Source organism: Streptomyces sp. NPDC050287 (genome assembly GCF_044459385.1).
Lineage (GTDB): Bacteria > Actinomycetota > Actinomycetes > Streptomycetales > Streptomycetaceae > Streptomyces.
Window position 1 is genome coordinate 119752 of record NZ_JBITIY010000014.1, and the last position, 20641, is coordinate 140392.

At 69.7% G+C, this 20641-nt stretch carries 14 protein-coding genes; 4 read left to right on the forward strand and 10 right to left on the reverse strand.

Annotated features, from left to right (window positions below; all coding sequences use genetic code 11):
• Positions 1-383: 383 nt before the first annotated feature.
• The 7 genes from ACIBK3_RS37125 to ACIBK3_RS37155 all read right to left on the reverse strand — a co-directional run bounded on the left by ACIBK3_RS37125 (position 384) and on the right by ACIBK3_RS37155 (position 8543).
• Positions 384-2936, reverse strand: coding sequence for an ATP-binding protein (locus ACIBK3_RS37125; protein WP_399372186.1), 2553 nt, complete (start codon positions 2934-2936; stop codon positions 384-386).
• A 46-nt stretch (positions 2937-2982) separates the two neighbouring features.
• Complete coding sequence (locus ACIBK3_RS37130; RefSeq protein WP_399372187.1) at positions 2983-3666, reverse strand: response regulator; 684 nt, start codon at positions 3664-3666, stop codon at positions 2983-2985.
• Between the two features lie 116 nt (positions 3667-3782).
• Entirely contained in the window at positions 3783-4394 is a 612-nt protein-coding gene (gene kdpC, locus ACIBK3_RS37135; RefSeq protein WP_399372188.1) for a potassium-transporting ATPase subunit KdpC, read from the reverse strand.
• A gap of 5 nt (positions 4395-4399) precedes the next feature.
• Positions 4400-6535: a potassium-transporting ATPase subunit KdpB gene (gene kdpB, locus ACIBK3_RS37140; RefSeq protein WP_399372189.1), complete on the reverse strand. Its 2136-nt coding sequence runs from the start codon at positions 6533-6535 to the stop codon at positions 4400-4402.
• The gene (kdpA, locus tag ACIBK3_RS37145) at positions 6532-8232 is read right to left on the reverse strand and encodes a potassium-transporting ATPase subunit KdpA (protein ID WP_399372190.1); all 1701 of its coding nucleotides are present in this window, start codon (positions 8230-8232) and stop codon (positions 6532-6534) included. The genes kdpB and kdpA overlap by 4 nt, the downstream gene beginning before the upstream one ends.
• A gap of 9 nt (positions 8233-8241) precedes the next feature.
• On the reverse strand, positions 8242-8331 hold the full coding sequence (kdpF, locus tag ACIBK3_RS37150; RefSeq protein ID WP_016434100.1) for a K(+)-transporting ATPase subunit F: 90 nt from the start codon (positions 8329-8331) through the stop codon (positions 8242-8244).
• Positions 8328-8543 (reverse strand): hypothetical protein, encoded by a 216-nt coding sequence (locus ACIBK3_RS37155; RefSeq protein ID WP_399372191.1) that lies wholly within the window; start codon positions 8541-8543, stop codon positions 8328-8330. The genes kdpF and ACIBK3_RS37155 overlap by 4 nt, the downstream gene beginning before the upstream one ends.
• Positions 8544-8747: 204 nt before the next feature.
• Here ACIBK3_RS37155 and ACIBK3_RS37160 point away from each other — a divergent pair, with 204 nt between their 5' ends.
• The 4 genes from ACIBK3_RS37160 to ACIBK3_RS37175 all read left to right on the forward strand — a co-directional run bounded on the left by ACIBK3_RS37160 (position 8748) and on the right by ACIBK3_RS37175 (position 13276).
• Positions 8748-9323 (forward strand): hypothetical protein, encoded by a 576-nt coding sequence (locus ACIBK3_RS37160; RefSeq protein ID WP_399372192.1) that lies wholly within the window; start codon positions 8748-8750, stop codon positions 9321-9323.
• A gap of 334 nt (positions 9324-9657) precedes the next feature.
• The gene (locus ACIBK3_RS37165; RefSeq protein ID WP_399372358.1) at positions 9658-10314 is read left to right on the forward strand and encodes a DUF1707 domain-containing protein; all 657 of its coding nucleotides are present in this window, start codon (positions 9658-9660) and stop codon (positions 10312-10314) included.
• 255 nt (positions 10315-10569) lie between these two features.
• On the forward strand, positions 10570-12606 hold the full coding sequence (locus ACIBK3_RS37170; protein WP_399372360.1) for an amino acid permease: 2037 nt from the start codon (positions 10570-10572) through the stop codon (positions 12604-12606).
• 178 nt (positions 12607-12784) lie between these two features.
• Positions 12785-13276, forward strand: a complete 492-nt coding sequence (locus tag ACIBK3_RS37175; protein ID WP_399372194.1) for a CBS domain-containing protein — start codon at positions 12785-12787, stop codon at positions 13274-13276.
• 32 nt (positions 13277-13308) lie between these two features.
• Here ACIBK3_RS37175 and ACIBK3_RS37180 read toward each other — a convergent pair whose 3' ends face one another.
• The 3 genes from ACIBK3_RS37180 to ACIBK3_RS37190 all read right to left on the reverse strand — a co-directional run bounded on the left by ACIBK3_RS37180 (position 13309) and on the right by ACIBK3_RS37190 (position 20624).
• Positions 13309-13548, reverse strand: a complete 240-nt coding sequence (locus tag ACIBK3_RS37180; RefSeq protein ID WP_399372196.1) for a hypothetical protein — start codon at positions 13546-13548, stop codon at positions 13309-13311.
• A gap of 61 nt (positions 13549-13609) precedes the next feature.
• Positions 13610-18490, reverse strand: a complete 4881-nt coding sequence (locus tag ACIBK3_RS37185) for a DNA repair ATPase (RefSeq protein ID WP_399372198.1) — start codon at positions 18488-18490, stop codon at positions 13610-13612.
• An 88-nt stretch (positions 18491-18578) separates the two neighbouring features.
• On the reverse strand, positions 18579-20624 hold the full coding sequence (locus ACIBK3_RS37190; RefSeq protein ID WP_399372199.1) for a flotillin family protein: 2046 nt from the start codon (positions 20622-20624) through the stop codon (positions 18579-18581).
• Positions 20625-20641 lie beyond the last annotated feature (17 nt).

Here is a 20641-nt window from a genome sequence, read left to right on the forward strand (position 1 = left end):
CCGTCCTTCCAGCGTGACCCCAGCCGTCGGGAGCCGCCACGTCACGGCTCCGCGAGCGCTGGATCTGTCGGTGCACCGGCTGTGCGGCAACCGGCCGCGTGGACGAGGTGGTCGGCTGCGCAATGTGCGGCCACTTGACGCGGGGCGTCGTGGCCTGATGGAGCCTGGAAGGGATTGAGACGGGGCAGCCGGCGGTGGGGTGATGCGCGCGGACGATGGTGGAGAACGCTCGCCATCACCGGCAGCCGCCCGGCTGATCGCGGTCCGCCGACCTCGGGCTCTGCGGCGGCCGACCCGTTCGGGTGCACCTTTGACAGATCGCTGATGCGCACCGCCTGGGCGCACGGCTTGCCGGTTTCCGGCAACGAACACCGTCTACGGAGCTACGACGGGGCCGTCGCCGGCACGGCGGTGGGGGTGGGGGCATGGCTGGGGGCGGCCGGGAGGGTGAGGACCATGGTGAGGCCGCCGCCGGGGGTGTCCTCGGCGGTGAGGGTGCCGCCCATGGCCTCGGCGAAGCCGCGCGCGACCGCGAGGCCGAGGCCCACACCGTTGCCGCGGGGGGCGTCGCCGTAGCGCTGGAAGGGCGCGAAGATGCGGTCCTTGGCCTCGTCCGGGACGCCCGGGCCCCGGTCTACGACGCGCACCTCCACGCGGTCGGCGAGCGCGCTGGCCGATACGACGACCGGCTTACCGTCCGGGCTGTACTTGACCGCGTTCTCGACGACGTTGGCGACGGAGCGCTCCAGCAGTCCCTTGTCGACGGCGACCATCGGCAGCGTCTCGGGGATGTCCAGGGTCACGGCCGACTCGGGGTCGGGGAGGCCGACGAGTGCCAGGGGGACGACCTCGTCCAGGTCCACCTCGCGGATCAGCGGCTCGACAGTGCCGGTCTGGAGGCGGGACATGTCCAGCAGGTTCCCGACCAGGTGGTCGAGGCGGTCGGCGCCCTCCTCGATCGCCGCGAGGAGTTCGGCCTGGTCCTCCTCGGACCACTCCACGTCGTCGGAGCGCAGGGAGGTGACGGAGGCTTTGATCCCGGCGAGCGGGGTGCGCAGGTCGTGGCTGACCGCGGCGAGCAAGGCGGTGCGGATGCGGTTGCCCTCGGCCAGTTCCTTGGCCTGGTCCGCTTCGGACTGCAGGCGCTGGCGGTCCAGGACGACGGCGGCCTGGGCGGCGAAGGCGGCCAGTACGCGGCGGTCCTCGGCGGGCAGCACGCGGCCGGACAAGGCGAGCGACATGTGGTCGCCGACCGGCATGTCCACGTCGGCGTCCTCCGGCCGCTCCACCGGCCGTCCGTGGCCGACCCGGCCCGCGCAGGTCCACGGCTCGACGTCGCTCGTGCGCTCCAGCAGGGCCGCCGACTCCATGATGAAGGTCTCGCGGACCCGCTCCAGCAGCTCCTCCAGGCCGGTCTCGCCGCGCAGCACGTTGCCCGCGAGGAAGGAGAGGATCTCCGACTCGGCGCGCAGCCGGGCCGCCTGGTGGGTGCGGCGGGCCGCCAGGTCCACGACGGAGGCCACGGAGACCGCCACCCCCACGAAGATCACCAGAGCCAGGATGTTCTTGGGATCGGCGATCGTGATGCGGTGGACCGGGGGAGTGAAGTACCAGTTCAGCAGCATCGTGCCGACCGCCGCCGAGGCGAGCGCCGGGAAGAGCCCGCCGAGCAGGGCAGCCGCCACCGTCAGCGTCAGGAACAGCAGCATGTCGTTCGTGAGGCCGAGGTCCGCGTCGACGTGGGTGAGCAGCAATGTGAGCAGTGCGGGACCGCCGATGCCGGTGAGCCAGCCCCAGATGACGCGGGAGCGGCCAAGGCGTGCACCCCGGGCCACCGGCAGGCCGCGTCCCTTGCCCGCCTCGTCGTGCGTGATCAGGTGGACGTCCAGGTCGGGCCCCGAATCGCGGGCCACCGTCGCACCGACGCCGGGACCGAAGACGTACTGCCAGCTCTTGCGGCGGGACACACCGAGGACGATCTGGGTGGCGTTCACGCCGCGCGCGAAGTCCAGCAGAGCAGCGGGGATGTCGTCGCCGACGACGTGGTGGAAGGTGCCGCCGAGGTCCTCCACCAGGGTGCGCTGGACGGCCAGTTCCTTGGGCGAGGCGGAGGTGAGGCCGTCGCTGCGGGCGATGTAGAGGGCCATCACCTCCCCGCCGGCGCCCTTCTCCGCCAGGCGCGCGGCCCGGCGGATCAGGGTGCGGCCCTCGGGGCCGCCGGTCAGCCCGACCACGATCCGCTCGCGCGAGCCCCAGATCTTCGACACCCGGTGCTCGCTGCGGTACTCCTGCAGATACTCGTCGACCCGGTCGGCGACCCACAGCAGCGCCAGCTCGCGCAGCGCGGTCAGGTTGCCGGGCCGGAAGTAGTTGGACAGGGCCGCGTCCACCTTGTCCGGCTTGTAGATGTTGCCGTGCGCCATGCGGCGGCGCAGCGCCTGCGGTGACATGTCGACCAGTTCGATCTGGTCCGCGCGGCGCACCACCTCGTCCGGGACGGTCTCCTTCTGCCGGACGCCGGTTATCGACTCGACGACGTCACCGAGGGACTCCAGGTGCTGGATATTGACCGTCGAGACGACATCGATCCCGGCCGCGAGCAGCTCTTCGACGTCCTGCCACCGCTTGACGTTGCGCGAGCCGGGGATGTTCGTGTGGGGCAGCTCGTCGACGATGGCCACCGCGGGGTGCCGGGCGAGCACGGCGTCCACGTCCATCTCGGTGAAGACGCCGCCGCGGTATTCAAGCTCCTTGCGCGGCACCTCCTCCAGGCCGTGCAGCATCACCTCGGTGCGCGGCCGGTCGTGGTGCTCCACGAAGGCCACGACGCAGTCGGTGCCCCGCTCGATACGGCGGTGCGCCTCGGACAGCATCGCGTACGTCTTGCCGACGCCCGGTGCCGCGCCGAGGTATATCCGTAGCTTGCCGCGTGCCATCTTCTCGCCTCTGCGGTCGTGTGCGGTCAGGAGCGTGGAGAGCGCGTCATGACTCGAAGCGGTAGCCCATCCCCGGCTCGGTGATCAGATAGCGCGGGTGGGCGGGGTCAGCTTCGAGTTTGCGGCGCAGCTGCGCCATGTAGACCCGAAGATAGTTGGTCTTGCTTCCGTACGAAGGGCCCCAGACCTCCTGGAGCAGCTGCTTCTGTGTGATGAGGCGCCCGGGGCTGCAGACCAGGATTTCCAGCAGATGCCACTCCGTCGGGGTGAGGCGTACGTCGCGTCCGCCGCGGGTCGCCTTCTTGGCCAGCAGGTCGACCGTGAAACCGTCCGTGGCGACCATGGTCGTCTCGGGGGCCAGCGGCAGGGCCTCGGTGCGACGTACGGCGGCGCGCAGCCGGGCCAGGAGTTCGTCCATGCTGAACGGCTTGGTGATGTAGTCGTCGGCGCCCGCGTCGAGGGCTGCGACCTTCTCCTCGGACGCGCGACGTGCGGACAGGACCAGGACGGGCACCCGGGTCCAGCCGCGCAGCGCTTTGATCACCTCGACGCCGTCCATGTCGGGCAGACCGAGGTCGAGCACCACCACGTCGGGCTGGCGCGCGGCGGCCAGCCGGAGCGCGGTGGCGCCGTCCGGCGCCGCGTCCACTCCGTAATGCCGGGCCCGCATGTTGATCACAAGGGCCCGTACGAGCTGTGGATCGTCCTCCACCACCAGCACCCGGGTCATCGGCGTGCGGCCTTCCTGTCATCGGTGGGGTCAGGGCCTTCGAGACGGCGGCGGGAGCCGGCGGAGCGGTGATTCTCCGCCCCGCCGGCTCCCGGCCGTCTCTGCTGCCCAGGCCATCAGTTCCTGGCCAGTTGCTTGAGCGCGATGTTGAGTTCGAGGACGTTGACCGTCGGCTCCCCGAGGAACCCGGCCGTGCGGCCCTCTGTGTGGTCCTTCACCAGCTTTCGGACCTGCGCGACCGTCAGACCGTTGTGCTCGGCCACCCGCCTGACCTGGATGGCCGCGTACGCCTTGGAGATGTCCGGGTCGATTGCCGAGGCGGAGCCGGTGACCGCGTCCTTGGGGACCTCGGACTGCGGCACGCCGTTGAACCCGGCGACCTGCTTCTTGGCCGCCTTGACGTTCTTGACGAGCGTCGGGTCACTGGCGCCGAGCTGGCTGGAGCCGGTGGACAGCGGGTCGTAGCCGCTGTTGGAGGGACGGCCCTGGAACCACTTCGGGTCCGGCTTGCTGGTGCCCTTGATGTTCCAGCTCTGGCCGATCAGCGTGGAGCCGACCTCTTGGCCGTCGACCTTGACCATCGAGCCGTTGGCCTTGTGGTGGAAGGCCAACTGCCCGATGCCGGTGACCGCCAGCGGGTAGAGGACGCCGGTGACGACGGTGAGGACCAGCAGCATGCGCAGGGAGGCACACAGCATCCGCGCGGTGTTCGTAACGGAGTTGTTCATGGCCTTCAGCCGATCCCAGGGATGAGGGAGATGAGCAGGTCGATGATCTTGATGCCGATGAAGGGGGCGACCAGTCCGCCGATGCCGTAGATCCCGAGGTTGCGGCGGAGCATCTTGTCGGCGCTCATCGGCCGGTACTGAACACCCCGCAGGGCGAGGGGCACCAGGGCGATGATGATCAGCGCGTTGAAGATGACAGCGGACAGGATGGCGGAGTCCGGCGAGGACAGGTGCATGATGTTCAGCTTGTTCAGGCCCGGGTAGACCACCGCGAACAGCGCCGGGATGATCGCGAAGTACTTCGCGACGTCGTTGGCGATGGAGAACGTCGTCAACGCGCCCCGGGTGATGAGGAGTTGCTTGCCGATCTCCACGATCTCGATCAGCTTGGTCGGGTTGGAGTCGAGGTCGACCATGTTGCCGGCCTCCTTGGCGGCCGACGTGCCCGTGTTCATCGCCACGCCCACGTCCGCCTGCGCGAGGGCCGGCGCGTCGTTGGTGCCGTCGCCGGTCATCGCGACGAGCTTGCCGCCCGCCTGCTCGCGCTTGATCAGCGCCATCTTGTCCTCGGGGGTGGCCTCCGCGAGGAAGTCGTCGACGCCCGCCTCGTCCGCGATCGCCTTGGCCGTCAGCGGGTTGTCACCCGTGATCATGACGGTCTTGATGCCCATGCGCCGCAGCTCGTCGAACCGCTCCCGCATGCCCTCCTTGACGACGTCCTTGAGGTGGATCACCCCGAGGATGCGCGCACCGGCCGTGTCCTCAACGGCGACGAGCAGCGGTGTGCCGCCGGCTTCGGAAATCCGGTTGGAGAGGGTGTCGGCGTCGCCGGACACCTCACCGTCCTGTTCCCGCACCCAGGCGATGACCGAACCGGCCGCGCCCTTGCGGACCCTGCGCCCGTCGACGTCCACGCCCGACATCCGGGTCTGGGCCGTGAAGGCGATCCACTCGGCGTGCGCCAGCTCGCCCTGGTGACGCTCGCGCAACCCGTACTTCTCCTTCGCCAGTACGACGATGGAGCGGCCCTCGGGTGTCTCGTCGGCCAGCGAGGAGAGCTGGGCGGCGTCCGCGACCTCGGCCTCGGTGGTGCCGCTCACCGGCACGAACTCGGCGGCCTGGCGGTTGCCGAGCGTGATGGTGCCCGTCTTGTCGAGCAGCAGGGTGGATACGTCGCCCGCCGCCTCGACCGCCCTGCCGGACATGGCGAGTACGTTGCGCTGCACCAGCCGGTCCATGCCCGCGATGCCGATCGCGGACAGCAGCGCGCCGATCGTGGTCGGGATCAGGCAGACGAGCAGGGCCACCAGCACGACCATCGTGAGGTGCGTGCCCGCGTAGTCCGCGAACGGCGGCAGGGTGGCCACCGCGAGCAGGAAGACGATCGTGAGGGACGCGAGCAGGATGTTCAGCGCGATCTCGTTGGGCGTCTTCTGCCGGGCGGCGCCCTCCACCAGGGAGATCATGCGGTCGATGAAGGTCTCGCCGGGCTTTGTCGTGATCTTGATGACGATGCGGTCGGAGAGCACCTTCGTACCGCCGGTGACGGCCGAGCGGTCGCCGCCGGACTCGCGGATGACCGGGGCCGATTCGCCGGTGATCGCGGATTCGTCGACGGAGGCGACGCCCTCGACGACGTCACCGTCGCCGGGGATGATGTCGCCCGCCTCGCAGACGACCAGGTCGCCGATGGTCAGCTCGGTGCCGGGTACCTGCTCCTCGCTCGTGCCGTCCTTGGTCAGCCGGCGCGCCACGGTGTCGGTCTTGGCCTTGCGCAGGGTGTCCGCCTGCGCCTTGCCGCGGCCCTCTGCCACCGCCTCTGCCAGGTTCGCGAAGACCACCGTCAGCCACAGCCAGGCGCTGATCGCCCAGCCGAACCAGTCGCCCGGGTCCTTGAAGGAGAAGACCGTCGTCAGTACCGAGCCGACCAACACCACGAACATCACAGGGGACTTGACCATCACCCGTGGGTCGAGCTTGCGGAAGGCGTCCGGCAGTGACTTCAGCAGCTGCTTCGGGTCGAACAGACCCGCGCCGACACGTCCCTCTTCCTTGTGGCCGGTGGGCACGTCGCTGTGCGGCGCCCGGGTCGGGGTAACCGTGGACATGGAGTCCTCTTGCTTCTTGATGTCGGTGGTCATGACGCCAGCCCCTCAGCGAGCGGGCCCAGCGCGAGGGCGGGGAAGAACGTCAGACCGGTGATGATCATGATCGCTCCCACGAGAAGTCCGGTGAACAGGGGCTTCTCGGTGCGCAGCGTTCCCGCGGTCGCCGGGACCGGCTTCTGCTCGGCGAGCGAGCCGGCCAGCGCCAGCACGAACACCATGGGCAGGAACCGGCCCAGGACCATGCACAGGCCCAGCGTCGTGTTGAAGAAGTCCGTGTTCGCGCCGAAGCCCGCGAAGGCAGAACCGTTGTTGTTCGAGGCCGAGGTAAAGGCGTACAGCACCTCGGAGAAGCCGTGCGCCCCGATGTTGGTCATGGCCTCCTTGCCGTCCGGCAGGGCCATGGCCGCCCCGGTGCCGATCAGCACCAGCGCCGGCGTGACGAGGATGTAGCAGGCCGCCAGCTTGATCTCGCGGGTGCCGATCTTCTTGCCCAGGTACTCGGGCGTGCGGCCGACCATCAGACCGGCGAGGAACACCGCGATGATCGCCATGATCAGCATGCCGTAGAGGCCGGAACCGGTACCGCCGGGCGCGATCTCGCCGAGCATCATGCCCAGCAGCAGCACGCCTCCGGACAGGCCGCTGAAGGAGTCGTGGAAGGAGTTGACCGAGCCGGTCGAGGTCATCGTGGTGGAGACCGCGAACACCGAGGACGGTCCCTCGCCGAAGCGCTGTTCCTTGCCCTCCATCGCGCCGCCCGCGAGCTGCGAGGCGGTGCCCGGGTGGGCGTACTCCAGCCAGGTCACCGCGACCACGCCGGCGAACCAGATGATCCCCATCGCGGCCACGATCGCGTAGCCCTGCTTGACGTTGCCGATCATCTTGCCGAAGGTGCGCGGCAGCGAGAACGGGATCACCAGCAGCAGGAAGATCTCCAGCAGGTTGGTGAAGCCGTTCGGGTTCTCGAACGGGTGGGCGCTGTTGGCGTTGAAGAAGCCGCCGCCGTTGGTGCCCAGATCCTTGATGGCCTCCTGGGAGCCGACCGCACCGGGGCTGATGGCCTGCTTGTCACCGGTCAGCGTGGTGATGGTGTGGATGTCGCCGAAGTTCTGGATGGCACCGGCCGCGATCAGCACGACAGCCGCGACCACGGAGATCGGGATCAGGATGCGGACGATGCAGCGCACCAGGTCCGCCCAGAAGTTGCCCAGGTCCCCCGTGCGGATGGGGGTCCCCCCGCTCGAGCGAAGCCGAGAGTGGGGGAGGGCGAAGCCGCGCACCAAGGCCACCGCGACGGCGATGCCGACGGCCGCGGAGACGAAGTTCTGCACAGCCAGCCCGGCGGTCTGGGTGACGTGGCTCATCGCCGCCTCACCGGAGTACGACTGCCAGTTGGTGTTCGACACGAACGAGGCGGCCGTGTTGAACGCCTGGTCCGGACTGATCGGCTTGAAGCCGAGGGACAGCGGCAGCTTGTCCTGGACCCGCATCAGCAGGTACAGGAACAGCACGCTCACCGCGGAGAAGACGAGCATGCCGCGCAGGTACGCCGGCCAGCGCATCTCCGCGTCCGGGTCGGCGCCCACAGAGCGGTAGATCCACTGCTCGACGCGCAGGTGCTTCTTGGACTGGAAGACGGCGGCCATGTAGTCGCCGAAGGGACGGTGCACCAGAGCGAGCGCGCCGACCAGCGCGATCACCATGAGCACATCAGCAAGAACGGAGCTCATGTCGGGGACTCAGAACCTCTCCGGGAAGATCAGGGCGAGGACGAGATAGCCCAGCAGAGCGACGGCCACGACCAGGCCGACGATGTTCTCGGCGGTCACAGCTTCGTCACCCCCTTGGCGACGAGAGCCACCAGCGCGAACACCGCGATCGTGACGACGACGAAGGCCACGTCGGCCATCGCAAGCTCCTGGATGAGGTTCGGAAATCCGTAAGAGGATCGGACCGCTACAGGAAACCTGCCTCCCGGGCCGGATTCGAGGGTGCTTAACGGCTCCCTTACGCCGGCCCGTGCACCCTTGACGCATCTCATACGCCCAGCCCCGCCAACCCGGTCGCGGCATCACCTGCGACGTCCGGGCGATGCCGACGACGGGGCAACGCCCGGGCCGGCAGACAGCCTCAGCCGGGCCCACGCGCCTGAGTGACGAGCAAGGCGTTAAGGACGTATCGCCGACCCGTTAGCAATGCGTCAAGAAAAACGGAAGGGCGCGGCTGCGGGCCTACCGTCGGCGTTATGGGTCGCCGTACCGACGGACACGGGATCGACGGGATCGATGGAGGTTCCGGCGAGCGTGCCCTCCCGTCCGAGGGGCTGGTCCACGACCGCCACTGGGCTGCCGAGCTGCGCAGCGCGATCGCGTGCGCCGGATCGTTCCTGGGTCTCCTGCTGCTGTTGGACGCGGCTGCCGGAACGTTCTCCCCGGCGCGTGTCGCCTTGTGGAGCGGAATCGCGCTGTTGCTGTTCCTGGTCCTGGTGCCGCCGCGGGTGACCGCCGGCGAGGGATGGCTGGGCGTACGCGGCCCTTGGCGCACGTGGCTGGTGCGGACGGATCGCCTGGTGTCCGTACGCACGACGGGGAGCGCAGGCCAGCGCCTGGTCCTGCGGGACGCGCTGGGCGGCCGGGTCGAGTTCGATCCGCGCGTCCTGACCGCCAACCCTCTCCTGTGGCATCGCCTCCACACCGACATGCGCATCTCGGCGAGCCGGGGGTCCCTGCGCCAGGGGTGGGATGCACTGGGCGGGCTGTCGGAACGCGTTGACCGCGAAACGGCGTTGGCGATCTTCAAGGTGTCCGGCCTGGAGGAGTAGCCGGGCGGCTCGTCAGCCCGCCCCCCGCTGGCTATGACGTCGTCAATCGGGCTCTGCCGGCGATCACGGAGAGCCGTCACGGTCGGTGAGAGTGGTGTTCAATTCCCGCGTCTGCGCCGGGGCGCGCCGTACCGGATATGGCCAGATGTGACGCTCCCTCATGCATTTCTCGACCGGGCCTCGGCATGATGGATGCCGCATGCCGTGAATCGACGCCGGCCATCGCCTCTCTGATGCGGCCCAGCCGTGACCCATGTCGCGATATAGCGTTAGCCTTCTTCTCGCGCCGCTGCCTGCGTCGCGCGGAGACGTTCGAGAGGACCAGGACGGAAGTATGTCGGGAGAGATTTCACCCACCGGGAAGGACTCCAGCCTCGAATCGTCGCCGGAGCTGAGGGCCTCTCACGCGGACCGGGACCGGGTGGTGGACGTGCTGCGTATCGCGGCGGGGGACGGCCTGCTGGCCGCGGACGAGTTGGACGAGCGCCTGGAAGCTGCCCTGTCGGCGCGTACCGTCAGCGAGCTGACCGCGCTGACCGCTGACCTGCCGGCCGTGTCCACTTCGACCGGCACGGCCGTAGCGGAGGTCAAGGACGTACTCCGGATCGAAGGGATTCACAGTGGTGCGATCAAACGCGTGGGGCGCTGGGTTGTGCCGCGGAGGCTGGAGCTGTCCACTGCGTGGTGTGAGGTGACGCTCGACTTCACTCAGGCAGTGATCACGCAGGACACCTTGCGGATCGACATGAACACGGCAGGCAAGAAGCTGACGCTGATCACCAAGCCGGGCATCGTGGTCGATGCCGGTGCCCTGAGCCTCGTACACAGTAAGATCAAGATTCGTCAGGCTCCGGACCACGAGACGCCGATCACGCTGCGCGTGGAGCTGGTCGGCACGACGGCCCACGGCCGCGTCGTGGTACGGCCCGCACGGCGGACCTTCGGACAGTGGCTGCTGCGCAAGCCCATGTCCCTGCCCGCAGGCGATTGACTCCATCGCTGTGGACTGCCGGCCGTGGCTCGGGCGGTTTGAGCGGGGCTCTGCCGGCGAGGGACAGCTTCAGCTGACGACGTCATAGCCACCCCCACGGATGCTCTCTCCACCGGCTTACCCCTTCCTCACCTGCTTCTTTTGCTCCATTTGTACGTATCTCGCGAAATCCTAACGGTCCCTTAACGCCCAAATGGCGGGTCAGCCCTCCCTCCATGACCCCCCTCGCGGCTTACGCTCGCGCACGTGTTCAACATGACCGGTCTGCTCAAGCGCCTGGTGATCGGGCGGGCCATGCGCAGCGAAGAGCTGCACGAGACGCTGCTGCCCAAGCGGCTGGCCCTGCCGATCTTCGCCTCCGACCCGCTGTCGTCCGTGGCCTACGCGACGCAGGAGATCCTTCTGGTCCTCTCGCTCGGCGGGATGGCCTATTTGCACTTCACCCCGTGGATCGCGGCAACGGTCGTGCTGCTGCTGGCAGTGGTGGTGCTCTCCTACCGGCAGGTGGTCAGCGCGTACCCGAGCGGCGGCGGCTCGTACGAGGTCGCCTCGACGAACCTGGGGCCGTCCGCCGGGCTCGTGGTCGCCGCCTCACTGCTCGTCGACTACGTCATGACAGTGGCCGTGTCGGTCGCCTCCGGCGTCGACAACATCATCTCGGCCGTGCCCGAACTCGCCGACCAACGCGTGCTGATGGCCGTGGGCTTCGTCGTCGTGCTCACCGCGATGAACCTGCGAGGCGTGCGCGAATCGGGCCGCGCCTTCGCCACGCCCACGTATCTCTTCGTCGGCGGCGTACTGATCATGATCGCGACGGGCCTCTTCCGGTATCTGGTCGGGGACGCGCCGGTCGCCGAGTCCGCCAAGTACGGCATCGCGGCGGAACCCGGGGACACACACCTGGCCGGTCTCGCCCTGGTGATGCTGGTGCTGCGTGCCTTCTCCCAGGGCTGTACCGCGCTCACCGGCGTGGAGTCGATCTCCAACGGCGTGCCGGCCTTCCGCAAGCCCAAACCGAAGAACGCGGCGACCACCATGGCCGTCATGGGCGCCATCTCCATCACCATGTTCATCGGCGTCACCGCGCTGGCACTCATCTCCAAGGTGCGCATCACCGAGGACTCCTGCCGCCTGACCGGCCTGGACGGCAGCTGCGAGAGCTACACCCAGCGCACCGTCATCGCCCAGATCGCCGCGTCCGTCTTCGGCGGCGAGCACAGCATCGGCTTCTACTTCATCCAGGCCGCGACCGCCCTCATCCTGATCCTGGCCGCCAACACGGCGTTCAACGGCTTCCCGCTGCTCACCTCGATCCTCGCCCAACACCGCTATCTGCCACGCCAGTTGCACAACCGTGGCGACCGACTCGCCTTCTCCAACGGCATCCTCGCCCTCGCGATCGTCGCCGGACTGCTGCTGTGGGGCTTCAAGGCCAACGTCACCCAGCTCATCCACCTCTACATCCTGGGCGTCTTCACCTCCTTCACGCTCTCCCAGACGGGCATGGTGCGGCACTGGAACCGTGAACTGCGCGCCGAGCACGACCCGGCGCTGCGCCGCCGCCACAAGACGGCCCGCGCCATCAACGGCACCGGCGCCGTCTTCACCGGCCTGGTTCTGCTGGTCGTGCTGGCCACCAAGTTCACGCAGGGCGCGTGGCTCGCGGTGCTGGCCGCGAGCGTGCTCTATGTGATGATGCGCGGCATCCGCCGCCACTACGACGCCACCGCGACGGAGCTCGCCGTCACCGACCCGCGCGAGGAACTCGTCCCGCCCAGCAGGGTGTTCGCGATCGTCCTGGTCTCCACCATCCACAAGCCGACCCTGCGCGCCCTCTCCTACGCCCGCGCCTTCCGCCCCGACCATCTGGAGGCCCTGACAGTCTCGGTCGACCGCGACGAGGCGGCAGCCCTGCGCGGGCGCTGGGAGGAGTACGGCATCGAGGTCCCGCTGAAGATCATCGACTCCCCGTACCGCGAGGTGACCAAGCCCGTCATCGAGTACGTGCGCTCCATCCGCCGCGAGAGCCCACGCGACGTCGTCGCCGTCTTCATCCCCGAATACGTCGTCGGCCACTGGTGGGAGAACCTCCTCCACAACCAGTCCGCCCTCTGGCTCAAGAGCCGCCTGCTGTTCACCCCAGGCGTCATGGTCACCAGCGTCCCCTGGCAGCTGACCTCCTCGGCCCACGCCGACCGCCCGGCCGGCCGCGCCCCCGGTTCCGTCCGCCGCGGCGAACCCCCGAACCCGTCCAAGCGGCCGGACAGCCCTGTGGGATCCCGGCGCCCGTAGCAAGCCCCACCGCGGCAGAAGCCGGAGGGCGTCGCCCGGGCCGGGCCGTGGCCGGTTCTCCCTCGCGCGGTGGTTCTACCGGTGCCGCCGCGTATGTTTCGCGTCAATGACCTGGCCTGCTCGCCGACGGCGTAAGACGGTGAGTACAGGAACCTTTCCAGCAGATGGGGATGCCGCTATGCGTGCGCGTGACCTGGCGGTCGAGTACGAGACGGTGAGCGTCGACAGCGACGCGATGGAGGCGGCCCGGCTGATGGCCGAGCACAGACTGCCTGCCCTGCTTGTGGTGGACGAACAGGGCGAGCCGAAGGCGATCCTTCCCGCCTCGCAGATGATCAAGATTCTGGTGCCCGCCTACGTCGTCGAGGACCCGACGCTCGCCGCCGTCGTCGACGAGAAGCACGCCGACCGACTCTGCCAGGCCCTGCAAGGCCGACGTGTCGGCGACTGTCTGCCCCACGAGGCGGCACCGCCGCCGATCGCCGACCCGGACGACACCGCGCTGGAGGTGGCCGCGCTGATGGCGCGGGTGCGCAGCCCGCTGGTGGCCGTGGCGGAAACGGCGAAGGGCAGGCACCAGAAAGGGGGCACGCGTCTGCTGGGTGTGATCACCGCTTCGCATCTTCTGCACGAGCTCCTCGGGGCCGCGGGAGCATCGGGTTCCCCGTGACGGCAGTTGGCTCAGGACCCTGTCCCGGCCGGTCACCCGACCGCCGGAAAGTCCTCAGCCCCAGTCACGATCCCGCAGCGAGCCGGCGTCCCGAAGTGCCGACGGGCACGAGCTTGGCGTCGTACGTCCCGGATCCCCTGCGCGGTGACCGCCCCGTTCGTCAGGGCGTCGAGGCCGGCGTCCCTCCGTCTGAGCAGGCGACGGAGCAGGACGGCGACCGAGTTGGCCAGCACCAGGCCCAGAGTTGCGGCGGTCATCGCCATGTAGAGCATGAAGCCTCCCGTCGTAGCTGGCCGGCGCGGCGCTTCGGCCAGCCCTGTGGAACGTGTGGAACTACTCCTCGTGCGGCCGGACCGCGTGTCGCGCCGTCGGGTTGGACATGAGGTGGCGCGGGTCAGCGGCGCGGTCGATGGCCGACTCCACAGCCGCGATCCGGTCCGCGAGGAGGCCGAGGGCGGCGATCGCGCGGGTGAGCTGGTCGTCCTCAGGTCCACCGAGTGTCCGAGTGCGGACGTAGGCGATCTTGATCTCGGTCCAGCGGGCGGCCTGCTCACGGGTGAGTGAGCCGCGCAGCTCGGCCAGTTTCAGCAGGTTGGCCTCGGCGCCGGTGGTGAGGGTCTGGGCCTCGGCGGTGTAGTGGTCGTCGATCAGCGCCGACATTTCGGCGTCGTTCATGACCGGCTGGATGCGCTGAGCGATCTTGTTCATGTTGCGGTAGGAGCCCTGGAGCTGGAAGGGCGGCTCTGTGCGTGTGGTGTCGGACTGGGCCGCCGAGGCGATGTAGGCGCTGTTGACTGCCATGACCGTGTCGCGGGCGCTGAGCAGGTGGCGCAGCACGGCCAGGATCCGCTCCAGTTCGGCGGTCCCAGCACGGTGGGTGAGCCGGTCGGCGCGGGCCGTGCTGTCGTTCTGGGCGAGCCTGACCAGCAGGTCCAGGTCGGCCCGATCGTAGCCGGCGAGCGGGGCCAGAACCGGGTTCGCGGTGAGGGCGTTCTCGACGAAACTGAGCGCGAAGACGTCCTGTTTGCCGGTCAGGACCTCGCCGAGGTTCCACACGTCGGCGCGGTTGGCGAGCATGTCGGGCACCCGGAAGCGGGCGCCGGACTCGGTGTAGGGGTTGCCGGCCATGCACACGGCGAACCGCTTGCCCCTCAGGTCGTAGGTGCGTGGCTCCCCGTTCCGCACGCCCTCCATGCGGCGCGTGGCGTCGCACAGCGGGATGAACTTCTGCAGCAGCTCGGGCGAGGTGTGCTGGATGTCGTCGAGGTACAGGAGGGTGTTGTTGCCCGCCTCCAGCGCGAAGTTGATCTTCTCGACCTCCTGGCGGGCCGTGGCGTTCGGGGCCTCGGCCGGGTCGAGGGAGGTGACGGCGTGGCCGAGGGCCGGGCCGTTGACCTTCACCAACATCAGGCCGAGGCGGTCGGCGACGTACTCCATGAGGGTCGTCTTGCCGTAGCCCGGCGGGGAGACGAGCAGCAGCAGGCCACCGGTGTCGGTCCGCTTGGACGCGCCGGTGGTGCCGAGCTGTTTGGCGAGGCTGTCGCCGATCAGCGGGAGGTACACCTCGTCGATGAGCCTGCTGCGGACGAACGCGGACATGATCCGCGGCCGGTACTCGTCCAGGTGGAGCCGGGCCCGTTCGGCGGCCACCAGGGCCGTACGGCGGCGCTGGTATTCGCGGTGGCCGGGCACGTCGTGCGTGCGGAAGGCGCGGGTACGGGCGAGGAACTCGTCGAGGCGGACGGACAGGGACCGATCGGTGATCCGTTGGTGGGCGCCGAGCAGCCCGTCAACGGTCTCGGTCAGCGGCGCGTCGCAGTCGTAGCGGGCCAGGTCGGGGCAGAGTTCGGCGGCCACCGCCTCGGCCAGGTCTCCGGGAGCGGTGTCGGCACCGGTGGAAGCGGTGTAGGAGGACAGCCACGCCTCGATGAGCTGCTTGCGTGCGGCCAGGTCACCGAGGGCGGCGAGGTCGTCGTCGTAGGCCGACGAGCCGACCGTATGGCGGAATTTGTCGAGCAGGGTGCGGGCGGTCGCGCTGAGGACGAACCCGGCGGGGCCGGTGGTCAGCTCCTCGAAGAGGTAGGCGGAAGCAGCCGTGCCCGCGGCCCCGCTCCATGCGGTGACCTCCTGCGCCAGCTCCCGCTGCAGGTCGTCGATCGCGGGTGCCAGGCCGAACGTCTCCCGCGCGCGGACCAGCGAGAGAGCGCGCCGCTGCCAGTCCCGCCGGGCCTCGTCCGTCGTTCCGTGGACCCAGAACAGCTGGGCGGTGGCGCGTGCCGCGGGCTCGTGGCGCAGGGGGCCCGCGTCCGTGTACAAGCGCAGGACGGCGGTGAGGATCAGGGTCGCGTCGTGGTCGTGGACGCCGCGCGCGTATCCCTCGTCGTAGGCGGCCTGCGCGGCCTGTCGTACGAGGACGGCGAGGTCGGCGTCCGCGAGCGCCGCCGGGCCGTGTTCGTCCAGCAGACGGGCGGCGAGGTGCTCCGCGCGGTAGACGTCCGGCGACTCCGACGACAGGGTCCGGTCCCAGTACGGGTGGGTGGCGGCGAAGTCGGGGTCCGTGACCGGTGAGCGGTAGTCGGTGCCGGTGAGGGCGAAGGCGAGGCCGTCGCCGTGCGGGACGAGGGTGAGGTCGAGGGGCTGGGTGTTGACGGCGAAGCGGTGGGTGCCCAGGCGGAGGGTGCGGCCGTCGTCTGCGTAGAGGTCGGTGCGGTCGCGCAGGGAGCGGAGGGCGTCCTGGCGGGCGGCCTTGAGACGGCCGTCGAGTTCCTCCGCCCTGACCTGGTCGCCGAGTTCGCGCAGTTCGTCGGCGATGCGGCGGACCTTGGCGACCATGGGATCGGTGGTGAAGTACGTGGTGACCGCGTCCGCGTCGGCGAGCGTGGCGCCGCGACGGGCCACTGTCCTCAGGACACGCGCCGCAGAGTCCGCCAGGCGTTCGGCGCGCCGGGCGCGGGCGTCGGCGAGGGTCTGCTTGCGGGCGGAGAAGGTCTCGTGGACCTCGTCCCGCTTGTCCGCGAGGTCGCCCAGGAAGTCGTCGAACTCCGCGAACCGGGACTCCAGGTTCTCCACCTGCACCAGCATGCGGGCGAGTTGCTCGTCGCACGCCTCGGGGCTGTCCGCGGACGCGAGCGCGCCGGTGACCGCCTGGCCGAGCAGCGCGAACTCGGCGGCGAACCCGGCACGGCCCTCACGGTCGAGGAGTGCGCGGCGGCGGCCGTCGAGGAGGGCGCGGGCCCGGTTGACGCCACCGAGGACCTCCGCGATCCGCTCCAGGACGGACGTACGGATGGTGACGTCGCCGATGTCGAGGCCGGCGACGACCTCAGTGACCGTGCGCAGGCCGTCGGCGAGTTCGTCGAGGCGGGCCGCGACGGGCGCGGCCTCGGCGACGGTGGCGATCTCCCCGGCGTCGGCGACGAGCCGTTCGACGTCGGCCCGGTGGCCGGCGAAGGCGTCCTGGCGGGCGAGGTGGGCGACGGCCCGCCGGCCGAAGGTGTCGAGGTCGGCCTCGACGTCGGCGGCGAGCTCGTCGATGCGGGCGGTGTCGACGTACCGCATGTCCTTCAGGGTGAGCAGGTGCCCCTGGGCGTGCCGGAGTTCGGTGAGGCCGGTGACCCAGGCGGCGGCCGTTCGCGGGGCTTCGCCGCGCAGGCGCCGTACGACCGCTGCGACTCGCGCTGTGGCCTCGGCGAGCGTGTCGGCCCCCTGGCGGGTGAGGGCCTGGACGGTCACGAACTCGGCCAGCACCTGCCCGGCCGTCGCCCGCACCTGCGTGAGCGGCTCGTGCAGAGCGCCGAGTCCGGGCTCGCCCAGCCAGTGGTGGGAGTCCGCCGCCCGGACACAGGCGGCGACCAGCGCCTCGTACAGCTCGCTCGTCGGAGCGGTCTCGGTGACGGCGCGGGTGATGGACAGGCAGTCGGAGATGCCGCGCACGAGGTCGGCGTTGCCGACGCGGGCGAGCGGGCCGGTGCCGACGGGCCGGCCGGCGGCGTGGGTGTCGGAGACGAAGGGCGAGTTCCACAGCTGGACGGAGTGCACGCGCTGTGGCTCGGCACTGCCGGCACGCAGGACGACGAGGGCGCCGTCGTCGAAGAGCGCCCAGCCGTGGCAGGGCAGCGGGGTGGCGACCTCCTTCCGGATCTGGTTGTACGGCAGCAGCAGGCTGCGGCCTTCCACCCGCGCATGGAAGGCGAACAGCGTGTCCTCGCCGTTGGGCGAACGGACCACGCGCTCGAATTCCAGACCCTCGGTGTCCACACTGTCGAACGTCTTGTACGAGCCGGTCGCCAGGCAGTAGCCACCGGGGAAGACGATGCCCTGGTCATCGGGCAGCCGGCGGCACGCCTGCCCGATGCCGTCCATCCGGGCCACCGACCTGGTGAGCGTGTTGAACACCAGGTAGCGATCGGTCTCCTCCTTGTAGGGACGGATGCGCAGCAGGATGAGGGCGCCCACGCGCGCGTACGCGATGTCCGCGTCGGCGAGGGACTGCAGGGGTTCGTCGACGGGCTCCGAGTAAATGCCGTCAGCTGTCTCGGTGTTGTCCTCGACCTTGACCGTGAGGGTGCCGCCGACGGTCTCGACGAAGACCTCGCCCTCGATGGAGACATGCGGGTGACGGCCGAGGACGTGGTGCTCGCGGGAGGTCCGCGTCCACTCGAAGTCGTGGCTGGGCGGAAGGACGTGGTCCCGGTCTCCCCGAGCGTCCAGGAAGGACACCTGTCCGTCATCGGTCACGGCCCAGCGCAGGACGCGGATGTCCCCGGCCTTCTCGCCGGTCTGGAAGACGGCCAGCAGCCTGCCGTCGACGCGCCGGAGCTGGAGGAGGTGGGCCTGCCGGTAGTAGCGGTAGAGGGCGGCGAACTCGCGGACGAAGGCGGGGTCGTCGAGCAGCCCTGGCACGGCGTCGTCCGGCAGCCGGTTCAGGTCGCGGTCGTGCATCGTGAAGACGTCACCGACGGACGTCTCCGGCCCCCGGTCGAGGAAGACGTTGTGGCCGAAGAGCAAGACGCCGCCGACGGAGACGATGTCCCGGGCCACGCAGGTGTGCTCGGTGCGCAGCCGCTCGGTACCGGCGAGTTCGAGCCGCGTGGAGCCGAACTCCTCCGTGCGGCGGACGTTGAGCGCCTCGGCGCGGCGGGCGAGCTCGGCGGCCTGCGCGGTGAGGCGGTCGCGCAGCACCTCGTATGTGCCGGTGTCCAGGCCGGTGGTCATGGGGTCCCTCTCAGGAACAGGAAGTCGGGAGAAGAGTCGCGGTCCGCAGCCGCCGTCCCCTGTGCGGCGGCTGCGGACCGCGGGTCTGTCATGCCTTCGCGCTGCCGTTGAGCGCGGCAAGTGAGGTGTCGGCCAGGCCCAGCTCGCCCGCCTTGTCCAGCAGTTGCCTGAGCTGCCCGGCGTCGGCGCCACCGGTGTTCATCAGCTTCATCAGCAGCGCGGAGACGGTCAGGTTCTGCACGTCCGCCGTCGAGACCGAGCCGAGGGCGCGGCTGAGGTCGTCGGTGAAGCTCGACGAGCCGTCCAGCCAGGGCCGCGCGAGGGCCTGCGCGGTCTCGGAGTGCTGCATGAACCCGTCGACGCTCTTGCCGAGCGCGATCGAGGAGACGAGGCGGTCGAAGAAGACGGACTCCCCGCCGACGATGTTGATGTCGGCGTTCTCCAGACCGGTGGCGAGGATCGTGGCCTGTGCCTCGGCGACGTGCTTCTGCATGTCGAGGCCGGCGAGCCGGATGTCCTTCTCGGCCTGCAGCCGCAGCCGGTACTCCTCGTGGCCGCGGGACGCCTCGTCGAGCGCGGCCATCGCGGCGGCCTTCTCGGTCAGACCGGCCGCCTCGGCCTTCAGCTTCTCGCCGATGCCCTCCGCCTCGGCGAGAGCCTGCGCCCGGGCGCCTTCCGCCTCCGCGCGCATGCGCGCCTCGGCGGCTCCGGCCTCGGCGCGGCCGGCCTTCTCGATGACCTCGGCCTCCTTGTCGCGGACCTGGACGGCCGCGAGTCCCTCGGCCGCGGATTCGGCCTGGACACCTTCGGCGAGCCGTAGTTTGGCCTGCGCGTCGAGGTCGGCGCTCTTCAACCGCGCCTCGGCCAGGGTCACTTCCTCGGCGGCGCGGTGCACGGCGGCCTGCTCGGCGGCTTCGGCGGCCTTGATGTCCTTGACCAGCTGCTCCTGCGCCTCGGCCTCGGCGGCGATGATCACGGCCTGCCGCTGCCGCTCGGCCTCCTCGACGGCGCGGAGCTTCTTGATGGCCTCTTCCTGTTCGGCCACCGTGCGGTCCACGGCGACCCGCTCCCGGATGACCTCGGCGATCTCCCGCTTCTCGCCCTCGACCTCCTTCGACGCGGCGATCTGCGTCAGCTGGGTCTCCCGCTCCCTCGCGATGACTTCGAGGAGCCGGTCCTTCTCGATGCGCTCGTTCTCGATGGCGATGACCCGCTCGCGGTTCTTCTGCGCGACGGCTACCTCGCGGGCCTGGTTCTCGCGCTGGATGCCGAGCTGCTCCTCGGTCTTCAGGAACGCGCCCTGCGCGCGCAGCCGCTCCTCCTCCACGACCCGAGCGGTCTCGGCCTCCTCCCGGGCCCGTACGGTCTCGATCTCCCGGCGCTGCTTGATCTCGGCGTCGGCCTGGCGGCGCTCCAACTCCAGGATGGCCTCCCGGGCGTCGACGTTCTGCCGGGTGATCTCCTTCTCCTCGGTGCGCTGGAACTCGTTGGTGCGCACGTGCTCGATGGCCGTCAACTCGGTGATCTTCCGGATGCCCTGGGCGTCCAGGACGTTGGCCGGGTCCAGCTGGGTCAGCGGCGTCTGCTCCAGGTAGTCGATCGCCGCGTCCTCCAGGTGGTAGCCGTTGAGGTCGATGCCGATCAACTCGATGATCTGGTAGCGCAGTTCCTCACGCTTGGTGTACAGGTCGGTGAAGTCCAGTTGCTTGCCGACGGTCTTCAGCGCCTCGGAGAACTTCGCGTGGAACAACTCCTGCAGCGTCTTCTGGTCGCTCGCCCGCGCGGTGCCGACGGCCTGGGCGACCTTGATGACGTCCTCGACGGTCTTGTTCACCTTCACGAAGAACGAGATCCGGATGTCGGCACGGATGTTGTCCCGGCAGATCAGCCCGTCCTTGCCGGCCCGGGTGATCTCGATGGCCTTCACCGAGATGTCCATCACCTCGGCCTTGTGCAGCACCGGCAGCACCACCTGCCCGGTGAAGGTCACATCGACCTTGCGCACCTTGGAGACGATCAGCGCCTTGCCCTGCTCCACCTTGCGGAACAGCCGGGAGAGGACGAACAGCGCGGCGATCGCGACGAGTAGGCAGGCGGCGATGAGCACGCCGACGCCCACGGTGATGGCATTCATAGGAAATCCTTGAAGTC